This is a genomic window from Epilithonimonas sp. 33E (genome assembly GCF_059372615.1).
In genome coordinates this window covers 2643642-2660334 of record NZ_CM182009.1, presented here as the reverse complement: position 1 = coordinate 2660334, position 16693 = coordinate 2643642, and the positions used below count along the sequence as shown (strand labels likewise).

The 16693-nt window shown below is 35.3% G+C and carries 20 protein-coding genes; 9 read left to right on the top strand and 11 right to left on the bottom strand.

Annotated features, from left to right (window positions below):
- Positions 1-135: 135 nt before the first annotated feature.
- The 3 genes from AC5P2S_RS12220 (at position 136) to ggt (ending at position 3034) form a co-directional block, all read left to right on the top strand.
- The gene (locus AC5P2S_RS12220) at positions 136-654 is read left to right on the top strand and encodes a hypothetical protein (protein WP_283416792.1); all 519 of its coding nucleotides are present in this window, start codon (positions 136-138) and stop codon (positions 652-654) included.
- Between the two features lie 128 nt (positions 655-782).
- Positions 783-1349 carry a pentapeptide repeat-containing protein gene (locus AC5P2S_RS12215; RefSeq protein WP_494555047.1) on the top strand — a complete coding sequence of 189 codons (567 nt, stop codon included), beginning with the start codon at positions 783-785 and terminating at the stop codon, positions 1347-1349.
- Positions 1349-3034, top strand: coding sequence for a gamma-glutamyltransferase (gene ggt, locus AC5P2S_RS12210; protein WP_494555046.1), 1686 nt, complete (start codon positions 1349-1351; stop codon positions 3032-3034). The genes AC5P2S_RS12215 and ggt overlap by 1 nt, the downstream gene beginning before the upstream one ends.
- 72 nt (positions 3035-3106) lie before the next feature.
- On the opposite strand, the gene rny is transcribed toward ggt, so the two are convergent.
- The 11 genes from rny to AC5P2S_RS12155 form a co-directional block, all read right to left on the bottom strand.
- On the bottom strand, positions 3107-4678 hold the full coding sequence (gene rny, locus AC5P2S_RS12205; RefSeq protein WP_283416795.1) for a ribonuclease Y: 1572 nt from the start codon (positions 4676-4678) through the stop codon (positions 3107-3109).
- A gap of 304 nt (positions 4679-4982) precedes the next feature.
- Complete coding sequence (locus tag AC5P2S_RS12200) at positions 4983-5270, bottom strand: cell division protein ZapA (RefSeq protein WP_283416796.1); 288 nt, start codon at positions 5268-5270, stop codon at positions 4983-4985.
- A 2-nt stretch (positions 5271-5272) separates the two neighbouring features.
- The gene (locus AC5P2S_RS12195; RefSeq protein ID WP_494555045.1) at positions 5273-5575 is read right to left on the bottom strand and encodes a hypothetical protein; all 303 of its coding nucleotides are present in this window, start codon (positions 5573-5575) and stop codon (positions 5273-5275) included.
- Between the two features lie 269 nt (positions 5576-5844).
- The gene (gene porT / locus AC5P2S_RS12190; RefSeq protein WP_494555044.1) at positions 5845-6654 is read right to left on the bottom strand and encodes a type IX secretion/gliding motility protein PorT/SprT; all 810 of its coding nucleotides are present in this window, start codon (positions 6652-6654) and stop codon (positions 5845-5847) included.
- A 1-nt stretch (position 6655) separates the two neighbouring features.
- Entirely contained in the window at positions 6656-7381 is a 726-nt protein-coding gene (ubiE, locus tag AC5P2S_RS12185) for a bifunctional demethylmenaquinone methyltransferase/2-methoxy-6-polyprenyl-1,4-benzoquinol methylase UbiE (protein ID WP_494555043.1), read from the bottom strand.
- A 47-nt stretch (positions 7382-7428) separates the two neighbouring features.
- On the bottom strand, positions 7429-8001 hold the full coding sequence (locus AC5P2S_RS12180; RefSeq protein ID WP_494555042.1) for a hypothetical protein: 573 nt from the start codon (positions 7999-8001) through the stop codon (positions 7429-7431).
- A gap of 61 nt (positions 8002-8062) precedes the next feature.
- Positions 8063-9115: a bifunctional diaminohydroxyphosphoribosylaminopyrimidine deaminase/5-amino-6-(5-phosphoribosylamino)uracil reductase RibD gene (gene ribD / locus AC5P2S_RS12175; RefSeq protein WP_494555041.1), complete on the bottom strand. Its 1053-nt coding sequence runs from the start codon at positions 9113-9115 to the stop codon at positions 8063-8065.
- Positions 9116-9132: 17 nt separating this feature from the next.
- Complete coding sequence (locus AC5P2S_RS12170) at positions 9133-9786, bottom strand: HI_0983 family protein (RefSeq protein WP_494555040.1); 654 nt, start codon at positions 9784-9786, stop codon at positions 9133-9135.
- 40 nt (positions 9787-9826) lie between these two features.
- Positions 9827-10516, bottom strand: a complete 690-nt coding sequence (locus AC5P2S_RS12165; RefSeq protein ID WP_494555039.1) for a DUF6090 family protein — start codon at positions 10514-10516, stop codon at positions 9827-9829.
- A gap of 36 nt (positions 10517-10552) precedes the next feature.
- Complete coding sequence (gene nadE, locus AC5P2S_RS12160; protein WP_494555038.1) at positions 10553-11344, bottom strand: NAD(+) synthase; 792 nt, start codon at positions 11342-11344, stop codon at positions 10553-10555.
- A gap of 5 nt (positions 11345-11349) precedes the next feature.
- Positions 11350-11850, bottom strand: coding sequence for a GNAT family N-acetyltransferase (locus AC5P2S_RS12155; RefSeq protein WP_494555037.1), 501 nt, complete (start codon positions 11848-11850; stop codon positions 11350-11352).
- Between the two features lie 77 nt (positions 11851-11927).
- Between AC5P2S_RS12155 and gldB the strand changes: the two genes are divergently transcribed.
- The 6 genes from gldB (at position 11928) to AC5P2S_RS12125 (ending at position 16682) form a co-directional block, all read left to right on the top strand.
- Complete coding sequence (gene gldB / locus AC5P2S_RS12150) at positions 11928-12911, top strand: gliding motility lipoprotein GldB (protein ID WP_494555036.1); 984 nt, start codon at positions 11928-11930, stop codon at positions 12909-12911.
- An 86-nt stretch (positions 12912-12997) separates the two neighbouring features.
- Positions 12998-13324 carry a gliding motility protein GldC gene (gldC, locus tag AC5P2S_RS12145; protein ID WP_089768268.1) on the top strand — a complete coding sequence of 109 codons (327 nt, stop codon included), beginning with the start codon at positions 12998-13000 and terminating at the stop codon, positions 13322-13324.
- Positions 13325-13417: 93 nt separating this feature from the next.
- Positions 13418-14575, top strand: coding sequence for a cystathionine gamma-synthase (locus tag AC5P2S_RS12140; protein WP_494555035.1), 1158 nt, complete (start codon positions 13418-13420; stop codon positions 14573-14575).
- A gap of 55 nt (positions 14576-14630) precedes the next feature.
- Positions 14631-15128, top strand: a complete 498-nt coding sequence (locus AC5P2S_RS12135) for a GNAT family N-acetyltransferase (protein WP_494555034.1) — start codon at positions 14631-14633, stop codon at positions 15126-15128.
- 5 nt (positions 15129-15133) lie between these two features.
- Complete coding sequence (locus tag AC5P2S_RS12130; RefSeq protein WP_494555033.1) at positions 15134-16204, top strand: endonuclease/exonuclease/phosphatase family protein; 1071 nt, start codon at positions 15134-15136, stop codon at positions 16202-16204.
- Between the two features lie 34 nt (positions 16205-16238).
- Complete coding sequence (locus AC5P2S_RS12125) at positions 16239-16682, top strand: hypothetical protein (protein WP_494555032.1); 444 nt, start codon at positions 16239-16241, stop codon at positions 16680-16682.
- The last annotated feature ends 11 nt before the right edge of the window (positions 16683-16693 follow it).

Below are 16693 nucleotides of genomic sequence, written 5' to 3'. Positions count from 1 at the left end.
TAACGGTCCTGTAAATTTATTTGTTTTTAAAGCGATTTCAAAATGATTCTAAACTTAAAATGAAATATCCATTTCTGGTCAGATTCTCTAGTGGTATTATCTTTGTTGAGGCTTATTGTTTTTAAAATATAAAGTATGAAAAGGTTGATATTTTTATTCGTATTGACAACTACAAGTTTCACTACGAATCTTTTTAAGGCACAGGTTAATGTAAATATTAATATAAATAGCCAGCCGGAATGGGGTCCAAGAGGTTATAATTATGTTGAGTCTTATTATTTACCAGAATATGATATTTACTATAACGTCCCAAAACGCAGGTATTATTATTTTTCCGGTAATAGATGGTTGTACTCAACAGCTTTACCAGTCAGATATCGCCATATCAACCTTTATCAGACTCACAAAATTGTATTGGTTGATAGATATCCTTTTAAGAAACATAAAATTCATTATAAACAATATGCCAGATATAGGAATAATCCTCACGGATTGATTGTAAGTAACTATGGTCATCACTACAAATCTAAACCAATAAAAGATAAGCATTACAATTTTGCGAAAGTTGGTCCGCCATCAAAAAAAAGCTTTCATCAGAAAAACCATTTTAGACAAAATAAACATCATAAGGGAGGACCAAACAAGCATAAATAAGATAAAAACCTCAATTTTCTTTGAGGTTTTTTGATTTTAAATAATCTATCATTATTTTTAAAATTTCCAATACATAATTTCTGCATACTCCAACTATTCTGTAATTTTATATGCTCAAAACTATTACAATGATGTATGAAACAGGGAAAAATTTTTCCTCAAAAAATTATAAACCAGAGCAAATAGAGCATGGTGATTATGAAGATTGCATGTTCATGGGCATCAATTTTTCCGGGTACAACTTTTCGGATTACAGATTTTCCAGTTGTGACTTTAAGGACTGTGATCTCAGCAACGTCAAAATCCATAAAGCGGCCTTGCGGGAAATTGTATTCAAAAATTGTAAGTTAATCGGAATTAATTTTGAAGATGCACATCCATTCAATTTGTCATTCAGATTCGAAGATTGCATTCTGAACCATTCGTCATTTTATAAGCTGGATATTAGGAAAACGGTTTTCAAAAATTGCAGTCTGAATGAAGTCGATTTCACAGAAACTGATCTTTCAAATTCGGTTTTTCAAGGCTGTGATTTGACAAGTGCTGTTTTTGACAGAACAATTTTAGAAAGCTCGGATTTTAGAAATGCCAGTAATTTTTCCATTAATCCAAATCATAACCAACTTAAGAAAGCAAAATTCTCCAGAAACAATCTTTCGGGATTATTATCAGGATTTCAAATTACAATAGAATAATGAAAAGAATATTTTATGCAAGTTTACTTTTATCAGTAACACTTTCTGCACAGTATACCGACTTCAATATTTTAAAAGAAGTAAAAGTTAAGAACAAAGGTGTTGTCGTCTCGGCACATCCATTGGCCAGCGAGGCTGGGGCAAAAATGCTTAAACAGGGTGGAAATTCCTTTGATGCTGTAATTGCAACACAATTGGCTTTAGCTGTGGTTTATCCTCAGGCGGGTAATATCGGAGGAGGCGGTTTTCTTGTGGCTACAACCTCTGACGGGAAAAAGTTGGCTTTGGATTACCGCGAAACCGCACCTTCCAAAGCATCATTTGATATGTATTGGGACAAGAACGGAAATGCGAATACCGATTTATCTCAAAACGGAAGATTAGCGGTTGGCGTCCCTGGAAGTATATCAGGTATGTTCGAAACAATGAAATACGCGAAACTTCCTTTTTCAAAACTGATAGAACCTGCTATAGATCTAGCGGCAAAAGGTTTTGCAATCACAGAACAGGAAGCAGGATTACTCAATTCTCACAAACAGGATTTTCTTAAGCATAATAAGAATAAGATTGCTTTTGTGAAAGATCAGAATTGGAAAGCGGGAGAGCTTTTGATTCAGCCGGAACTTGCAGAAACACTAAAAAGGATTCAGAAAGTGGGAGAGAAGGAATTCTATGAAGGAAGAACATCTCAGTTAATTGTTTCTGAAATGAAAAACGGAAACGGAATCATCCAGTCTCAGGATCTTAAAAATTATAAAGCAAAAGAAAGAAAACCTCTAGTGTTTGATTACAAAGGATATCAGATTGTATCCATGCCAATGCCTTCAAGCGGAGGAACTTTACTGGCTCAGATGCTGAAAATGGCTTCGTATGAGGATCTTTCAAAATACCAGCTCAATTCCGAAGAAGCGGTTCAGATTATGGTAGAAGCAGAGAGAAGAGCTTATGCAGATAGAGCAGAATATATGGGTGACCCCGATTTTATTGAAGATAAAACCACGATGTTGATTTCGGATGACTACCTTAAAAATCGTTGGAAGTCTTATAATCCTAATTTAGCAACACCAAGTAAAGATGTAGGCAAAATCGTTAATGCTCAAAAAGAAAGTACGGAAACTACCCACATTTCAGTTTTGGATAAATTTGGAAATGCAGTCTCTGTAACGACGACTCTCAATGGATTATATGGAAGTAAAACGGTCGTTTCCGGAGCTGGATTTTTCCTGAACAATGAGATGGATGATTTTTCTATAAAACCTGGCGTGCCCAATATGTTTGGTGCGGTTGGAGGTGAAGCGAATAAGATCCAGGCCGGCAAAAGAATGCTGTCGTCTATGACGCCTACAATCGTTCTTAAAGATAACAAAATCAAAATGGTTGTGGGAACACCCGGTGGAACTACAATTCCAACATCTGTTTTTCAAGCCATTGTTGATGTCGTTGATTTTAAACTGGATGCTAATTTCTCAGTTAATGCACCAAAGTTTCATCACCAATGGTTACCGGAAGTTGTGAAAGTTGAGAATAATTTCCCTGAGACCACAATCAAAGCTTTGGAAAAAAAGAATTACAAATTTGATAAAATCAAACAGATTGGAAGAACGGAACTAATCTTGGTTGATGATAATCAAAATATCCATGCCGTTGCAGACGGAAGAGGCGATGATTCTGTTGGGGTAGAATAAAATAACCAATATAGACCAAGACAAAAGGCTTCCAAATCTGGAAGCCTTTTATATTTTATTATAAAGTATGAGTTATCTTGCGATATTCACAGCTCTAGTTTCTCTGATCACAGTTACTTTAACCTGACCAGGGTAAGTCAATTCATTCTGGATCTTTTCAGAGATATCATAAGACAATTGATAAGCGTTTTCGTCATTCACTTTTCCGCTTTCTACCATTACTCTTAATTCTCTGCCGGCTTGGATTGCATACGCACTCGAAACGCCTTCAAAACTTAAAGCAGCAGCTTCCAGATCTTTTAGTCTTTGGATATAAGATTCCAAAACTTGTCTTCTTGCACCTGGTCTTGCTCCGGAAATAGCATCCGCAACCTGGATAATCGGCGATAGGAGAGAAGTCATTTCGATCTCATCGTGGTGAGCACCAATGGCGTTAATTACTTCAGCATTTTCACCATATTTCTCAGCCCATTGCATACCAAGAAGCGCGTGTGGCAATTCAGATTCCTGTTCAGGAACTTTACCGATATCGTGTAATAAACCGGCTCTCTTAGCTAGTTTAACATTCAATCCTAATTCTGCAGCCATGGTTGCAGCGATGTTAGCAACCTCACGAGAGTGTTGCAATAGATTCTGACCATATGAAGAACGGAATTTCATTCTACCAACAATCTTAACCAATTCTGGATGCAGACCGTGAATGCCGAGATCAATAATTGTTCTCTTACCAACTTCTATGATCTCTTCCTCGATTTGTTTTCTTGTTTTTTCAACCACTTCTTCGATTCTCGCCGGGTGAATTCTGCCATCGGTTACCAATCTATGAAGAGATAATCTTGCGATCTCTCTTCTTACAGGATCAAAACAGGATAGCAGGATAGCTTCCGGCGTATCATCAACAATAATTTCAACCCCAGTTGCAGCTTCCAGCGCACGGATGTTTCTACCTTCACGTCCGATGATTCTACCTTTGATCTCGTCAGATTCTATATTAAATACAGATACAGAGTTTTCAACCGCTTGTTCCGTTCCAATTCTCTGAATGGTCTGGATAACGATTTTTCTGGCTTCATTCTTCGCATTCAGTTGTGCTTCTTCCATAATGCTCTGAACGTGGGCCTGCGCTTTGGTTTTAGCTTCAGCTTTCAAAGATTCTACCAGCTCGTTCTTGGCTTCTTCCGCAGAGTAGTTGGAAATTTTTTCAAGCATTTCTACTTTCTGAGCGGTAGCAACATCCAGATCGTGTTGTTTTTTCTGAAGAACTTCCAGCTTTTTGTTATAATCATTAATCTGTTTTTCAAGATCTTTTTCTAATTTTCCGGCTTTGCTAAGCTCATCATTAAGCTTATTTTCCTTATCTTTTGTACGCTTTTCAGCCTCCTGCATTTTTTTCTCTCTAGATTGGATATCTGCATCATGCTGGGATTTCAGTTCCAGAAATTTTTCTTTCGCCTGAAGTTGCTTTTCTTTTTTAACGGCTTCTGCCTGTACATTGGCTTTTTCTATAATGTTTTCGGCGCTTTTCTTAGCATCTTCGATCATATACTTCGCTTTTGAATTGATAGAGCTTTTCCCGAAGAAAAGTCCGCCAACAGCTCCTATAAGAAGTGCTACAACACCGATAATAATGGTAATTGTGTCCATAAATTTATATATATTGAGTTTTAATTGTCTCTTCTTTCAGTTGTAAAAAGTACAATGTAATATGTACAATGACTTTTCAATTTAATCTTAATACTTTATGCATTTATTTTTTACAAAGCATAAAAAAACCTACAACAGTTCAGTTATAGAGTAAACTCCATAAAAACACGATTTGAACTTATTTTCATTTTCTGTAATCTGCGCAGGGCAGCACGCCATCAAATGAACTTTCGTCCGGTAATTTTTAATTGTTGAGTTTACTTCTTTGTGTTAGAACTATTGTAGGCAACTTGTAACCGGAAAATTACTTTTCCAGCTGTTCCAAAAGCGCATTAATCTTATTGATACGCTCGTTTGTATTTTTAATATTTTTATCGTTGTTTAAAGAATATACCTCTGCATTGGTTCCCAGTTTCAAAGCGCACATCGCAAGAGCATCCTGTTTGTCTCTTACATCAAAGCTGGCTTCGAAATCCTTGATCATACTTTCTATCTGTTTTCCTACTTTACGAAGCGTTTCTTCTTCGGCAGCAGGTACATTCAGCGGATAATTTCGCCCGGCAATATTGATTGTTATTCTTCTAAAATCCATCTTTATAAACCGCTGTTTTGTAGTTCGGACACGCACATATCAATTTCTTTTACCAATCTGTTGATGTGATTCTTCATCAGCCGGTTGTGTTCTGCGTTTCCGGATATTGCTGAATAGAGCTTTAATTCTTTATTTTCTTCTACTAAAATCTGGTTTCTGCGTTTTTCCTCATCATAATCTGCCTTCAGTTTTTGTAGTTCATCAGATAATTCTGCGTGTTTTTCCGAAAGATTCTTGTACTTCTTGTAAAGACTGAGAATCTTTTTTTCCAAAACAGAAAAATTATTTTCTAATTCACTTAACATAACCAGAGTTAAATTCTAACTTTTACAAAAATAGGAAAAATTAATGATGAATTAACAGGATATTATTGTTTTCTGAAAAACTAGCGGTTTTTGTTTGATTTATAAGGAATTAAAGTTTTACCAATTATTTTTTACGTTAGGATAATGGCTATGTTTTAGTGTGAAACCACCTTTTCTTATAATAGTGTAAACAAAAGTTTGTCGCCTAACAGAGCGGGTGTTAGGTAGATTGCTGAAAAAAGAGCTTCCTTGGAAAGCTCTGTTATTTTTTATTCAAATTTCAAGACAAACATGAATGCTCTGGATTGCAACATAGAAATAGCAGGTGTCCAATACGGAGAGGTTGTTGATTTGTCCTGGACGATCTCATTGTTTGTGAAAAATGTTCCACGGATGGCCGGTGTCAACTTAAATCTGCTGAAGTAAAACTGAATTCCCAATTCTGCAGACCAGCCAAAGTTGTGCGTTGTTGACCGAAAGGTATTTAACTGGTTGTCGTTTTCTGATGTTTGGTTGGATTGTAAATTCACCAGATAATTGATACCCGCAGCAGCGTAAGGGCGGGAATTATACCAACGATCTCCATGAATTTCTAACATGATAGGAATATCTACATAAGTAGATTTTACAATTTTCTTAATATCAACATCGGTTGGCTCAGTTATGACTGTTGTAGAACTTCCATCAGGTAAAGGAAAACCTCCAGGATATAATTCATTGATGTGATCAAAAGTCTTAAAGGTCAAATCTCTCTGTACAAAATGCAAACCCGGCTCTATCCTGAGATCAAGGAATTCATTAAGTCTCATTTTTCCAATTAATCCTGCTCCAAAACTGTAAGTGGATTTGGATTCGACAAGACTCTGATTGCCATCCATCCCATAAGTAGGATTAAGGACCATTTTATAATCAAAATTATTACCAGCCAGGAAAAATCCCCAGCTAAATTTTTGCAGATCAAAGTCTTCCAAATTATCTGGTCTGTCCTTTGTCCTGAAAAGATTATTGAAAGTCTGAGCATTAAAATTACTGCTCAAAAGTACTGCAAATGATAAAATTTTGATAAAACGCTGCTTCATTCTATTTCGTAGCTTTATAAATGGTGGCTATCCCTAAACTTAGTTTTTTGTATTCTACTTTTTTGAAACCCGTATTCAGAAGAATGGTTTTCATTTTTTCTCCAAAAGGAAAAGCGTTTACAGAATCCGGAAGATAAGAGTAGGCTCTGTTATCTTTAGAAACCAAACGCCCGATTGCTGGCAAAATGTTCTTGAAATAGAACATGTAGAAAGGTCCTAAAAATCCTTCAACTTTTGAAAACTCTAATATATAAATACTTTTGTTCTCTTTCACTACTCTTCTCAGTTCTGCTAATCCTTTTTCCAGGTTTTCAAAATTTCTTACTCCAAATGCAACGGTAACTCCATCAAATTTATTGTCCTCAAACGGAAGTTGTTCCGCATCACCTTTCTGCATCGTAATTTTATTGTCAAGATTCTGTTTCTTGATTTTCTCGATCCCAACGTTCAGCATTTGTTGTGAAAGGTCAAGCCCGACAACATTTGCACCGGTTCCTTTTTGTACAGTGATCGCCAAATCTCCTGTTCCTGTCGCAACATCTAAAACCAACTCCGGCTTATCTTGTTTCAACATTTCCACCAGTTTATTTCTCCAGATCACATCAATCTTCATAGATAAAACATGATTCAAGAGATCATATTTTGGCGCAATATTGTCAAACATATCTTCAACCTGGCTTTTCTTGCTGTTGTCAGAATTATATGGTGTTACTTTGTTGTGTTCCAATGTTATAAATTATGGTAAGTTAATATGAGAATATAAATTCAGGGAAGTTAGAATTTATAATAATTGTTATAATAATTGATGAAATCCTGCTTTCTGAAAATCTTTGATCTGCTTTCTACTTTCGCTACGTTTTTGATAACCCGGTCATAATCTTCGTCAAGGTTGTAATAAAAGTCTTCGGAATAAAGCTTGTTCATTTTTTTAACATCGCCAAGATATTGCTTTTTATCAATCTCAATCCCAGGTTTTGTGGCCATCAACGAATCTTTGTTCAGACCATAACCGTAATATTGGTTATTGATGTAATAGTCTTTGTGTGTGATATTCAGAAGTCCTCTTAATTTATTAACCGTAAAAGTTGAATCGTAAAGCATCTGTTTATTTTGATCAAAAACTTTCACGCTGTTTTTTCCTTTGTTGAGATCAACTTTCAGATATTGTCCTGCGGATAGTATTTTTTCCTCACCATTATTGATTTTGAAATAATAAGTTTCCGGTGTAGGATTGTCTACGAGATAATAATTCGGTTTTGCCAAAAACAAAAAGTAAATCGCAAAAGCAAATCCCATTGCCAACAAAGAAAAAATCAAACCTTTTACTGGTGCACTCAGATTTTTCATAGAATGAAAATCAAATTAAAGATGCGAATTTACGGATTTTTTCTGAGCTGTAATTCTGATATTAATCAAGACTTCCGTTACTGAAAAATAACACTTCGGTGTCTCTCAGGTTTTGAGTTTTCTCAGGTTCAAAATCAAAATTAGGAGCTTGTGTCCCTGTTTTCAGATTTAAGTTCGGATTTTTAAAAATCAGGGCTTCATCCCAAAGATTTTTATTGATGAATTCTTGTAGTGTAAATCTTCCGCCTTCGATAATCACAGACTGAATTTGCAATTCATACAGTTTTTCTAAAATCTGACTGATTGAGTTTTCTCTTTCGATCTTGATGAATTTCAGATTGTTATCTTCGACGTTTTTAACCGAATTAAAAATAATTGTTTTAGCTTCGTCATTATAAATATTAGAATTTTCAGAGACTTCGAGATTGAAATCAATCAAAATTCTAATAGGATTTCTTCCTTCGATTTCTCTTACCGTCAAGCTCGGATTGTCGTGAAGTGCCGTGTTTTTTCCAATTAGAATAGCGTGCTCTTCACTTCTCATCTGATGAACAAATTGTTTTGACAATGCATTGCTGATTGGATAAGGTCTGAAGTCTTTATCCATAAAGCCATCTGCGGACTGCGCCCATTTCAAAATGATGAAAGACCTTTTTCTCTCATGATAAGTGAAAAATCGTTTATTGAGTCGTCTGCATTCGTCTTCGAGAATTCCGGAAATAGCTTCAATTCCTGCATCGGTAATGATTTTTTTTCCTTTGCCATTCACTTTGTCATGGCTATCCATTGCACCGATTACTACTTTTTTGAACCCCAGTTCTTTAATCTTAAGAGCGCAGGGTGGCGTTTTTCCAAAATGAGCACAAGGTTCCAGTGAAACGTAAATGGTGGATTCCGGGATCAGATGTTGGTCTTCGTCTTTAATCGAATTAATTGCATTGATTTCTGCGTGTGGTTCGCCTGCCTTTTTGTGGAAACCTTCACCGATAATTCGGTCATTATAAACGATTACCGAACCGACTAAAGGATTCGGGTAAGTTTTCCCCAAGGCTTTTTCGGCTAATTCTATACAACGTTTGATGTAAAACTCATCATCATTTTTAACTTCTGACATCTAGCTTTCAATAAAATTTATTTCTTAGGTTCAACAGCTGTCGGTTTATAAGTTACAGTGGGAATTGCAGTTGTGATAACAGCTTCCATCAATTTGTTTCTTTCTTTGGATAGAGCTTTGCTGGAATATTTCAAATCACCGGCAATTCTTTTGGAATAAGAAAAAATCAGGAAAGATTTTTTACCGTTAGCATCAAAATTTTTGAATCGATCAATATTATATTCTGCATAAGATTCGCCTTCTTTTGGAACAACCGTTACGAGATAATCTACAATAATTTCCTTACCATCAGGACTTTCGGTCACGCTAACAAATGAATATTTGTCCTGAGTCCTTTCTTTTCTATTCTCAACGTATTCTACTTTTTGTTTAACGGCCATTTCGATATCAATTTCTTTATCGAAGTAAGAGATATTGATAAGTTCTTTGTAATTGTTGAAATCGTCGTCCCTTAAAATATATTGCTGCTGCGCCCAGGTTGCCGAATTTTGTTTGCTCCAGGTTAGAAAATATTCATTGCCATTGAAGGTTAATGGTCCCGGAATATTAAGTCTGTCAATCACTTCAACAGGAGCAGGAGCTGTAGTTTCTTCTGTTTTAGTTTCCTGAGAGTGAACAAGGGATGAAAAAGCTAAGCCGATTGAAATAGCAAGTAGGTTTCTGATTTTCATATATTTTAGATTTGTTGTTTGTATCTAATTACCTTCTAATTTATTTTTCAGAATCAATTTCCTTTAGGATTTGATTAATCTGATTTAATGCATTTTGATATTCATCTATCAAGCCTTTACTATTATAACTCAAATTAGAATAATTAGACTGCATTCTTTGACTTTTATAAAAATCGGATAAATTAAGATTACCGGGATCCGCATCTTTTATTTTCAGTTGTTCAGAATTTAGAAAATTAACTCTGAATGTCAGATTAGGTAAAGTTTGTTGATAATATGCCAAAATTTGGTTCTTTAAAGAATCGTTTTCTATTGTTCCAATTTTACCACTCGATTTGAAACCTTCATACCTTCCAACATTGAAAGCAGAGCCCAAAAGATAAAAATTTGAATGAGAACCTACCAAACTATCTGTTACAGGTATTTTTTGGTTTTTTAAAGAGAGAATAAATTTATAATCACTATCAAGACTTGACAATATTTTTTTATTTTCTTCAATCAGTTTTGCATCTGCTTCCAGATCAGTTTTCAGTTCTTTTAGAAATTTGTTAGATTCTTTTTGCTCGTGTCTGTGCTCGCTCCAGCCGTGAAGCCAAATAGAAAGTGATACTGCAAAAACAATAATAAAGATTTCGACAATGATTTCTTTAATTTTTTCGTTGACTGTATGTTTTGGATTTTTTACAGTTTTATAAATTTTTCTGGAATGTTTGCTGATTTCTTCTTGCATAAACTATTGTTTTTGTAGTTGTCAAAAAATTAAATTCTATTTTAATTCTTGCGGAATCTCACAAACAGGAATTGGATTCATCTTATGTTGAGTCGCTCTGTTGAATCTCAGATAGATTTCCATCACTTCTTTTTCTCTCCCGCTAAAATCTTCTGCATTTTTTCCTGCGATCTGCTGTTCCATTGCCCATTCCAATTCCGGATAAGTGGCGCCAATTTGATCTTCATCCGTTCTTTCAACTTCCCAAAGTCCATCTGTAGGTTTTGCTACCTGAATGCTCTCAAGAATTCCTAATTCTTTTGCAATTTCGTAAACCTGAGTTTTATAAAGATCAGCAATAGGAGAGATGTCAACGCCACCGTCACCATATTTTGTAAAAAATCCGACTCCGAAATCCTCTACTTTATTTCCTGTTCCGGTTACCAATAATCCGTTGATTTGACCATAATAATAAAGCGTTATCATTCTCAGTCTTGATCTCGTGTTGGCTTCAGCCAGATTTTTATTAGGTGAGTCATCTTTGTAACCTTCCGTCGTTTTTTCAAAACTTTCAAAGGTCGGTGTTAGGTTAACAGTAAAGCCTTCAACATTGGAGAAATTGGATTTGAGGAAATCGATGTGATCTTGTGCTCTATCTACCTGATCGGGCTTTTGACGGATTGGCATTTCCAGGACCAAAGTTTGTAATCCGGTTTTTGCTGCTAAAGTTGAAACAACAGCCGAATCAATTCCTCCGGAAACACCGACAACGAAACCTTTTGAATTAGCTTTGATTGCATAATCTTTTAGCCAGTTAACGATATGATCTATTACTTTTTGTGTCTGCATTATTTTTATTTTCTATTATTTTTTTCTAATTCGTACCAATTACAAATATCACCTTTATCAAGAAAAGTTCCTTTATTTTCAAAACCTAATTTTGTGAGAATACGATTGGAAGATTCATTTCCAACATCAGCGTAAGCATAGATTTTATCAGTATTCAGTTGATTGAAGCCAAGATCTAATGAAGCTATTGCTGATTCAGTTGCGTAACCTTTTCCCCAAAATTCGGGCAGAAAACGATAGCCTAATTCATATACATTTTTGAAGCCGTTCACTTCCTCTGTCAAAAGTTTAATTCCGCTCCAGCCGATAAACTGATTGCTTTCTTTTTCAATAACTGCTAATCTCCCTGTTCCGTTTTTTTCGTATTGATTAATGATATTCTCAATCATTTTTGCGGATTCTTCATTCTTCGTAATTGGTGAAACTCCAACGTATTTCATAACATCAGGATTGCTGTCTAAAAGAAAAATGTTGTCAACATCTTCTTCTGTTAATTTTCTTAACATTAATCTTTCAGTAAATATTGGGAGCTTCATCTATTAAAATTGTATTTTTGCTTTTCGAAAATCTTAATGTAAAAATAATGAAGTTTTTCAGATATATCACGATTTCTGCAGTTTTAGTTTTTGGATTGATTTCCTGCAAAAAAGAAAATGAAAACCAATGGAATATCGAAATCAAAAATCCTGTCAAAAAAATAGAAATCACAGATCTGTCCGGTGAGTTTTACAATCCATCGGTGAGTTTGGACAATTTCAAAGCAAAATATCCCTGGTTTCAAGGCTCAGTTCCGGATTCTGAATATGGTGAAAGAAGAAAAGATACAATGGAAGTTCGGATTTATAAAGAAGCGATTTCCAAGATTGATAAAACTAAGTTAAATAAAGATTTAATCGATCTTTTTTCACGTATCAAAAACTATTTTCCGAATTTTATTCCACCCCATATTTATTTATATTCATCAGTTATTGATCCGCAAAATGTAACGGATCCGATATTCCTAAGAGAAGATCAGAATATGCTTTTTGTTGATATCACAGGTTTTCTAGGAAATGGAAACAAGAACTACAAAGGTTTGGAATTATATTTTCAAAAATCGATGAATCCGGATAATTTAGTTCCGAAGATTTCGGCATTTTTTGCAGCAAGATTAGTTCCTGTGCCTTTGGATCAACAGAAATTTCTTGATCAAATGGTTTATCAGGGAAAGATTCAGATTCTTCAGGATGCATTTTTACCCAATATTCCGGATTATTTGAAAATCAATTATACCAAAGAACAATACGATTGGGCGGTTGCTAATGAAGCCAACATCTGGAATTATTTTGTAGAAAGCGATTTGTTGTTCAGTGCAGACCCGAATCTTTCCGAAAGATTCATCACGCCTGGACCATTTTCAAAATTCTATACGGAAGTGGATAGAGAAAGTTCCCCACAAATCGCGATCTGGACAGGCTGGCAGATTTGTAAACATTATCTGAAAGCACATCCGGAAGAAAAACTACAAGTGTTTTTGAAAAAGAATGCAACAGAAATCTTCAATGGCTCAGAATACAGACCAAAATAATTATTAGTTATGAATTATTAATTATGAGTTTCATTTTCAAAATCACTTAATTTCTAAATATTTAAAATTTTATAAGAATAAAATCAATGAAAAAAACAAAAATCGTTATAGATGTAGAACTGGACGATAATCACGTTCCGGAAAAAATGTTTTGGAAAGCCGAAGATGGTGGCATCAAAAGACAAGAAACAAAAGCAGCGATGATTTCCGTTTGGGATAGTAAGGCTATGGAAGCTCTCAGAATCGACCTTTGGACAAAAGATATGCCTGTTGACGAAATGAAAAGGTTTTTTCACCAAATCTTAGTCTCCATTGGACATACTTACGAAAGAGCAACCAGTGAAGAAGATGTAGCGCAATGGATAGGAGAAATGGCTGAGGAATTTGCGGTAAAGTCGGCGATAAAAATGTAAAAAAATAATGTACCAATGTAAACGTATAACAATGTAACAATCTTTAAGCATTGGTAAACTGATACATTGTTATATTGCTAAATTATAAATAATATGAAATTCAATACAAAAGTTATACACGGTGGACAACACCACGAACCAGCGACCGGAGCGGTCAATGTTCCTGTATTTTTAACATCAACATTTGCACAAAAAAGCCCGGGACAATTGATTTCTGGCTACGAGTATTCCAGAGGAGCAAACCCAACAAGACAAGCTCTGGAAGATTCTTTAGCGAGCATCGAAAACGGAGCGAGAGGTCTGGCTTTCGGTTCTGGTTTGGCTGCAATTGACTGTGTTTTAAAATTGTTAAATCCAGGTGATGAAGTCATTGCTGTAGATGATCTTTACGGTGGTTCATACAGGATGTTCACAAGATTATTCGAAAAGTATCAGTTGAAATTTACATTCATCGGTTTTGATAATGTTGAGCAATTGGAAAGTGTTATTACTGATAAAACCAAATTAATCTGGCTAGAAACGCCAACCAATCCTTTGATGAAATTGGTAGATATTAAAATGGTTTCTGATGCTGTGAAAGGTAAAGATATTTTGGTAGCTGTTGATAATACATTTGCAACACCTTATATTCAAAAACCATTGGATTTGGGTGCAGATATTGTGATGCATTCCGCAACCAAATATTTGGGCGGACATTCTGATGTGATTGCCGGCGCTTTGATTGCAAAAGATTCGGAATTAGGAGAAAAATTACATTTCATCCAGTTTGCAAGTGGCGGAATTTTAGGACCTCACGATTCTTATTTGGTGTTGAGAGGAATCAAAACTTTGGCACTTAGAATGCAAAGACATTCTGATAATGGTTTCGAAATCGCTAAGTATCTTGAGAATCATTCTTTGGTCGATAAAATTTTCTATCCGGGATTGTCGTCTCATCCACAGTATGATTTGGCGACAAGACAAATGACGGAATTTGGTGGAATGGTTTCTTTCACTTTCAAATCCGGTAAAAAAGAGGATGCGATTAAATTCTTAGAAAATGTAAAAGTTTTCACTTTGGCAGAATCTTTGGGTGGCGTAGAATCATTAGCAAATCTTCCTGCAATGATGACGCACGCTTCAATCCCCGAAGACAAAAGAGCGGTTCTCGGAATCACTGATGATTTGGTGAGATTAAGCGTTGGAATCGAAGATGCAGAAGATCTGATTGCCGATTTGGAACAAGCATTTAACTCAACAAATGATTATTGATTGAGAATATGATAAAATCATTTATCAATCATTATTCATCAACTATAATAAAAGTATGACTTTTCGTGATGCGACGTTAGAGGACCTTTCTAAGATTGTGGAAATTTATAATTCTACGGTTGCATCACGCTTGGTCACTGCTGATTTGGAGCCTGTTTCTATCGAGAGCAAACTCGCTTGGTTTCATCAGCATAATTCTGAATTTCGTCCGCTTTGGATGGTCGAGGACTCTCAAAAAAATACCATTGGCTGGGTCAGTTTTCAGGATTTTTACGGAAGACCGGCTTATCAGAAAACGGCTGAAATCAGTATTTATCTTGATGAAAAATTTCGGGATAAAGGTTTTGGGAAGCAGATTTTGGAATCTTGTATCGAAAAAGCGTCAAATCTCGGAATCGAAAATCTTCTCGCATTTATTTTTGCTCATAATCTTCCGAGTTTGACTTTATTCGAAAAATTTGGTTTTGAATTGTGGGCGAATCTCAAAAATATCGCTGAACTTGACGGCGAAAAAAGAAGTTTGATTATTCTCGGGAAAAATATTAAGAATTAACTTAAATGGAAAGTATCACACACTGTTTGTATTGGGTTATTTCCGTTTTAGCGATTCTGTCGGTGCTGATTCCGGCTATCAGAAATACTTACTGGGCTTTTCGCGTTTTTGATTATCCACGTTTTCAGAAATTTATTATCCTTTTAATTCTCATTTTCGCTTGGTTTTTCACTTTCGACACCCCGGATATTTATGAATATTCAATTCTCGGAGTCGAAGTGGTAAGTGCTGTTTATCTATTTTATATCATTATTCCTTACACCGATTTTGGGAAAACGATGATTGATAAAGCCAAACCAAATTCTGATGAAAAGATTTTGGATATTCTCGTTTGTAATGTTTATCAGCATAACCGGAATTATCAGAAATTAATTGATTTAGTTAAAAAGGAAAATCCGTCGGTCTTATTTTTTCTGGAGACTGACGAAGAATGGCAAAATGCCTTAAAAACGGTTACAAAAAATTACGAATACAAAATTGAAGTTCCTTTAGCCAACACTTACGGACTCTTATTTTACAGTCATTTTCCGATTAAAAATTACGAGGTTAATTATTTGATTGATGATGATATTCCGTCAATTGTTGCTGATGTTGACTATAATAATCAAACGGTCAGATTATTCGGAATTCATCCAACACCACCGGTTCCTCAGGAAAATCCTGAAAGTACAGAACGCGATGCGGAGATTCTTCTGGTAGGGGAAAAAGCGAAAGAATTTGGAAAACCAGCCATTGTTTTCGGAGATTTGAATGATGTCGCCTGGTCCAGAACAACTAAATTATTTCTAAAATCCAGTGGAATGCTTGACCCACGACGCGGACGGGGAATGTTCAATACCTTTCACGCCAAATATTGGTTTCTGCGCTGGCCTCTTGACCATTTTTTCGTGAGTCCACATTTTCGGTTGGTCGATATGAAAGTGATGAAATCTGTTGATTCTGACCATTTTCCGATTTGGATTTCGTTGGTTGTAAGAAACGAGGACAAAGAAGACCAATTCGATATTTCTAATGAGGAACAAGAAGAGGTTTTTGAAAAAATCGAAGAAGGCATCGAAAAGGGCGACGCTAATTAAAATCCTTAACTTAGCTATTCAAATCCAAATTTTTATGAAGAAACTGATTCTTATTTTCACCGTTTTCTTTTGTTTTCAATTTTCTTTTGCTCAGAAATCTGAAGTGAGCCCAATTTATATTGTTGATAACGTAATTGTTTCTAATGTTTTGCTTCATAGTTTCAATCCGGAAGAAATTCAAAGTGTTCAGGTTTACAAATCGCCGTCTTCGCAAATCGAACAATATGACGACCTTGTGAAGAATGGTTTGATTAACATCATCATGAAAAAGCCTATGAATATCGAAAAAGTAACAGTTTCCGAAGCCAAGAAAAGATTAAATCTTACATCAGAATCCAGATTTTTTCTAAATGATATCGAAGTTCATAACCAATCAATTCTAATTGCGGAAGATCTTCTGAAAAAAGCCAGAATTCTGCAACCAGATAAGAAATTCAATAATTATAAAGTTCCTGCCATTAGCATAGAAACTAATTAAATTTTAATGAA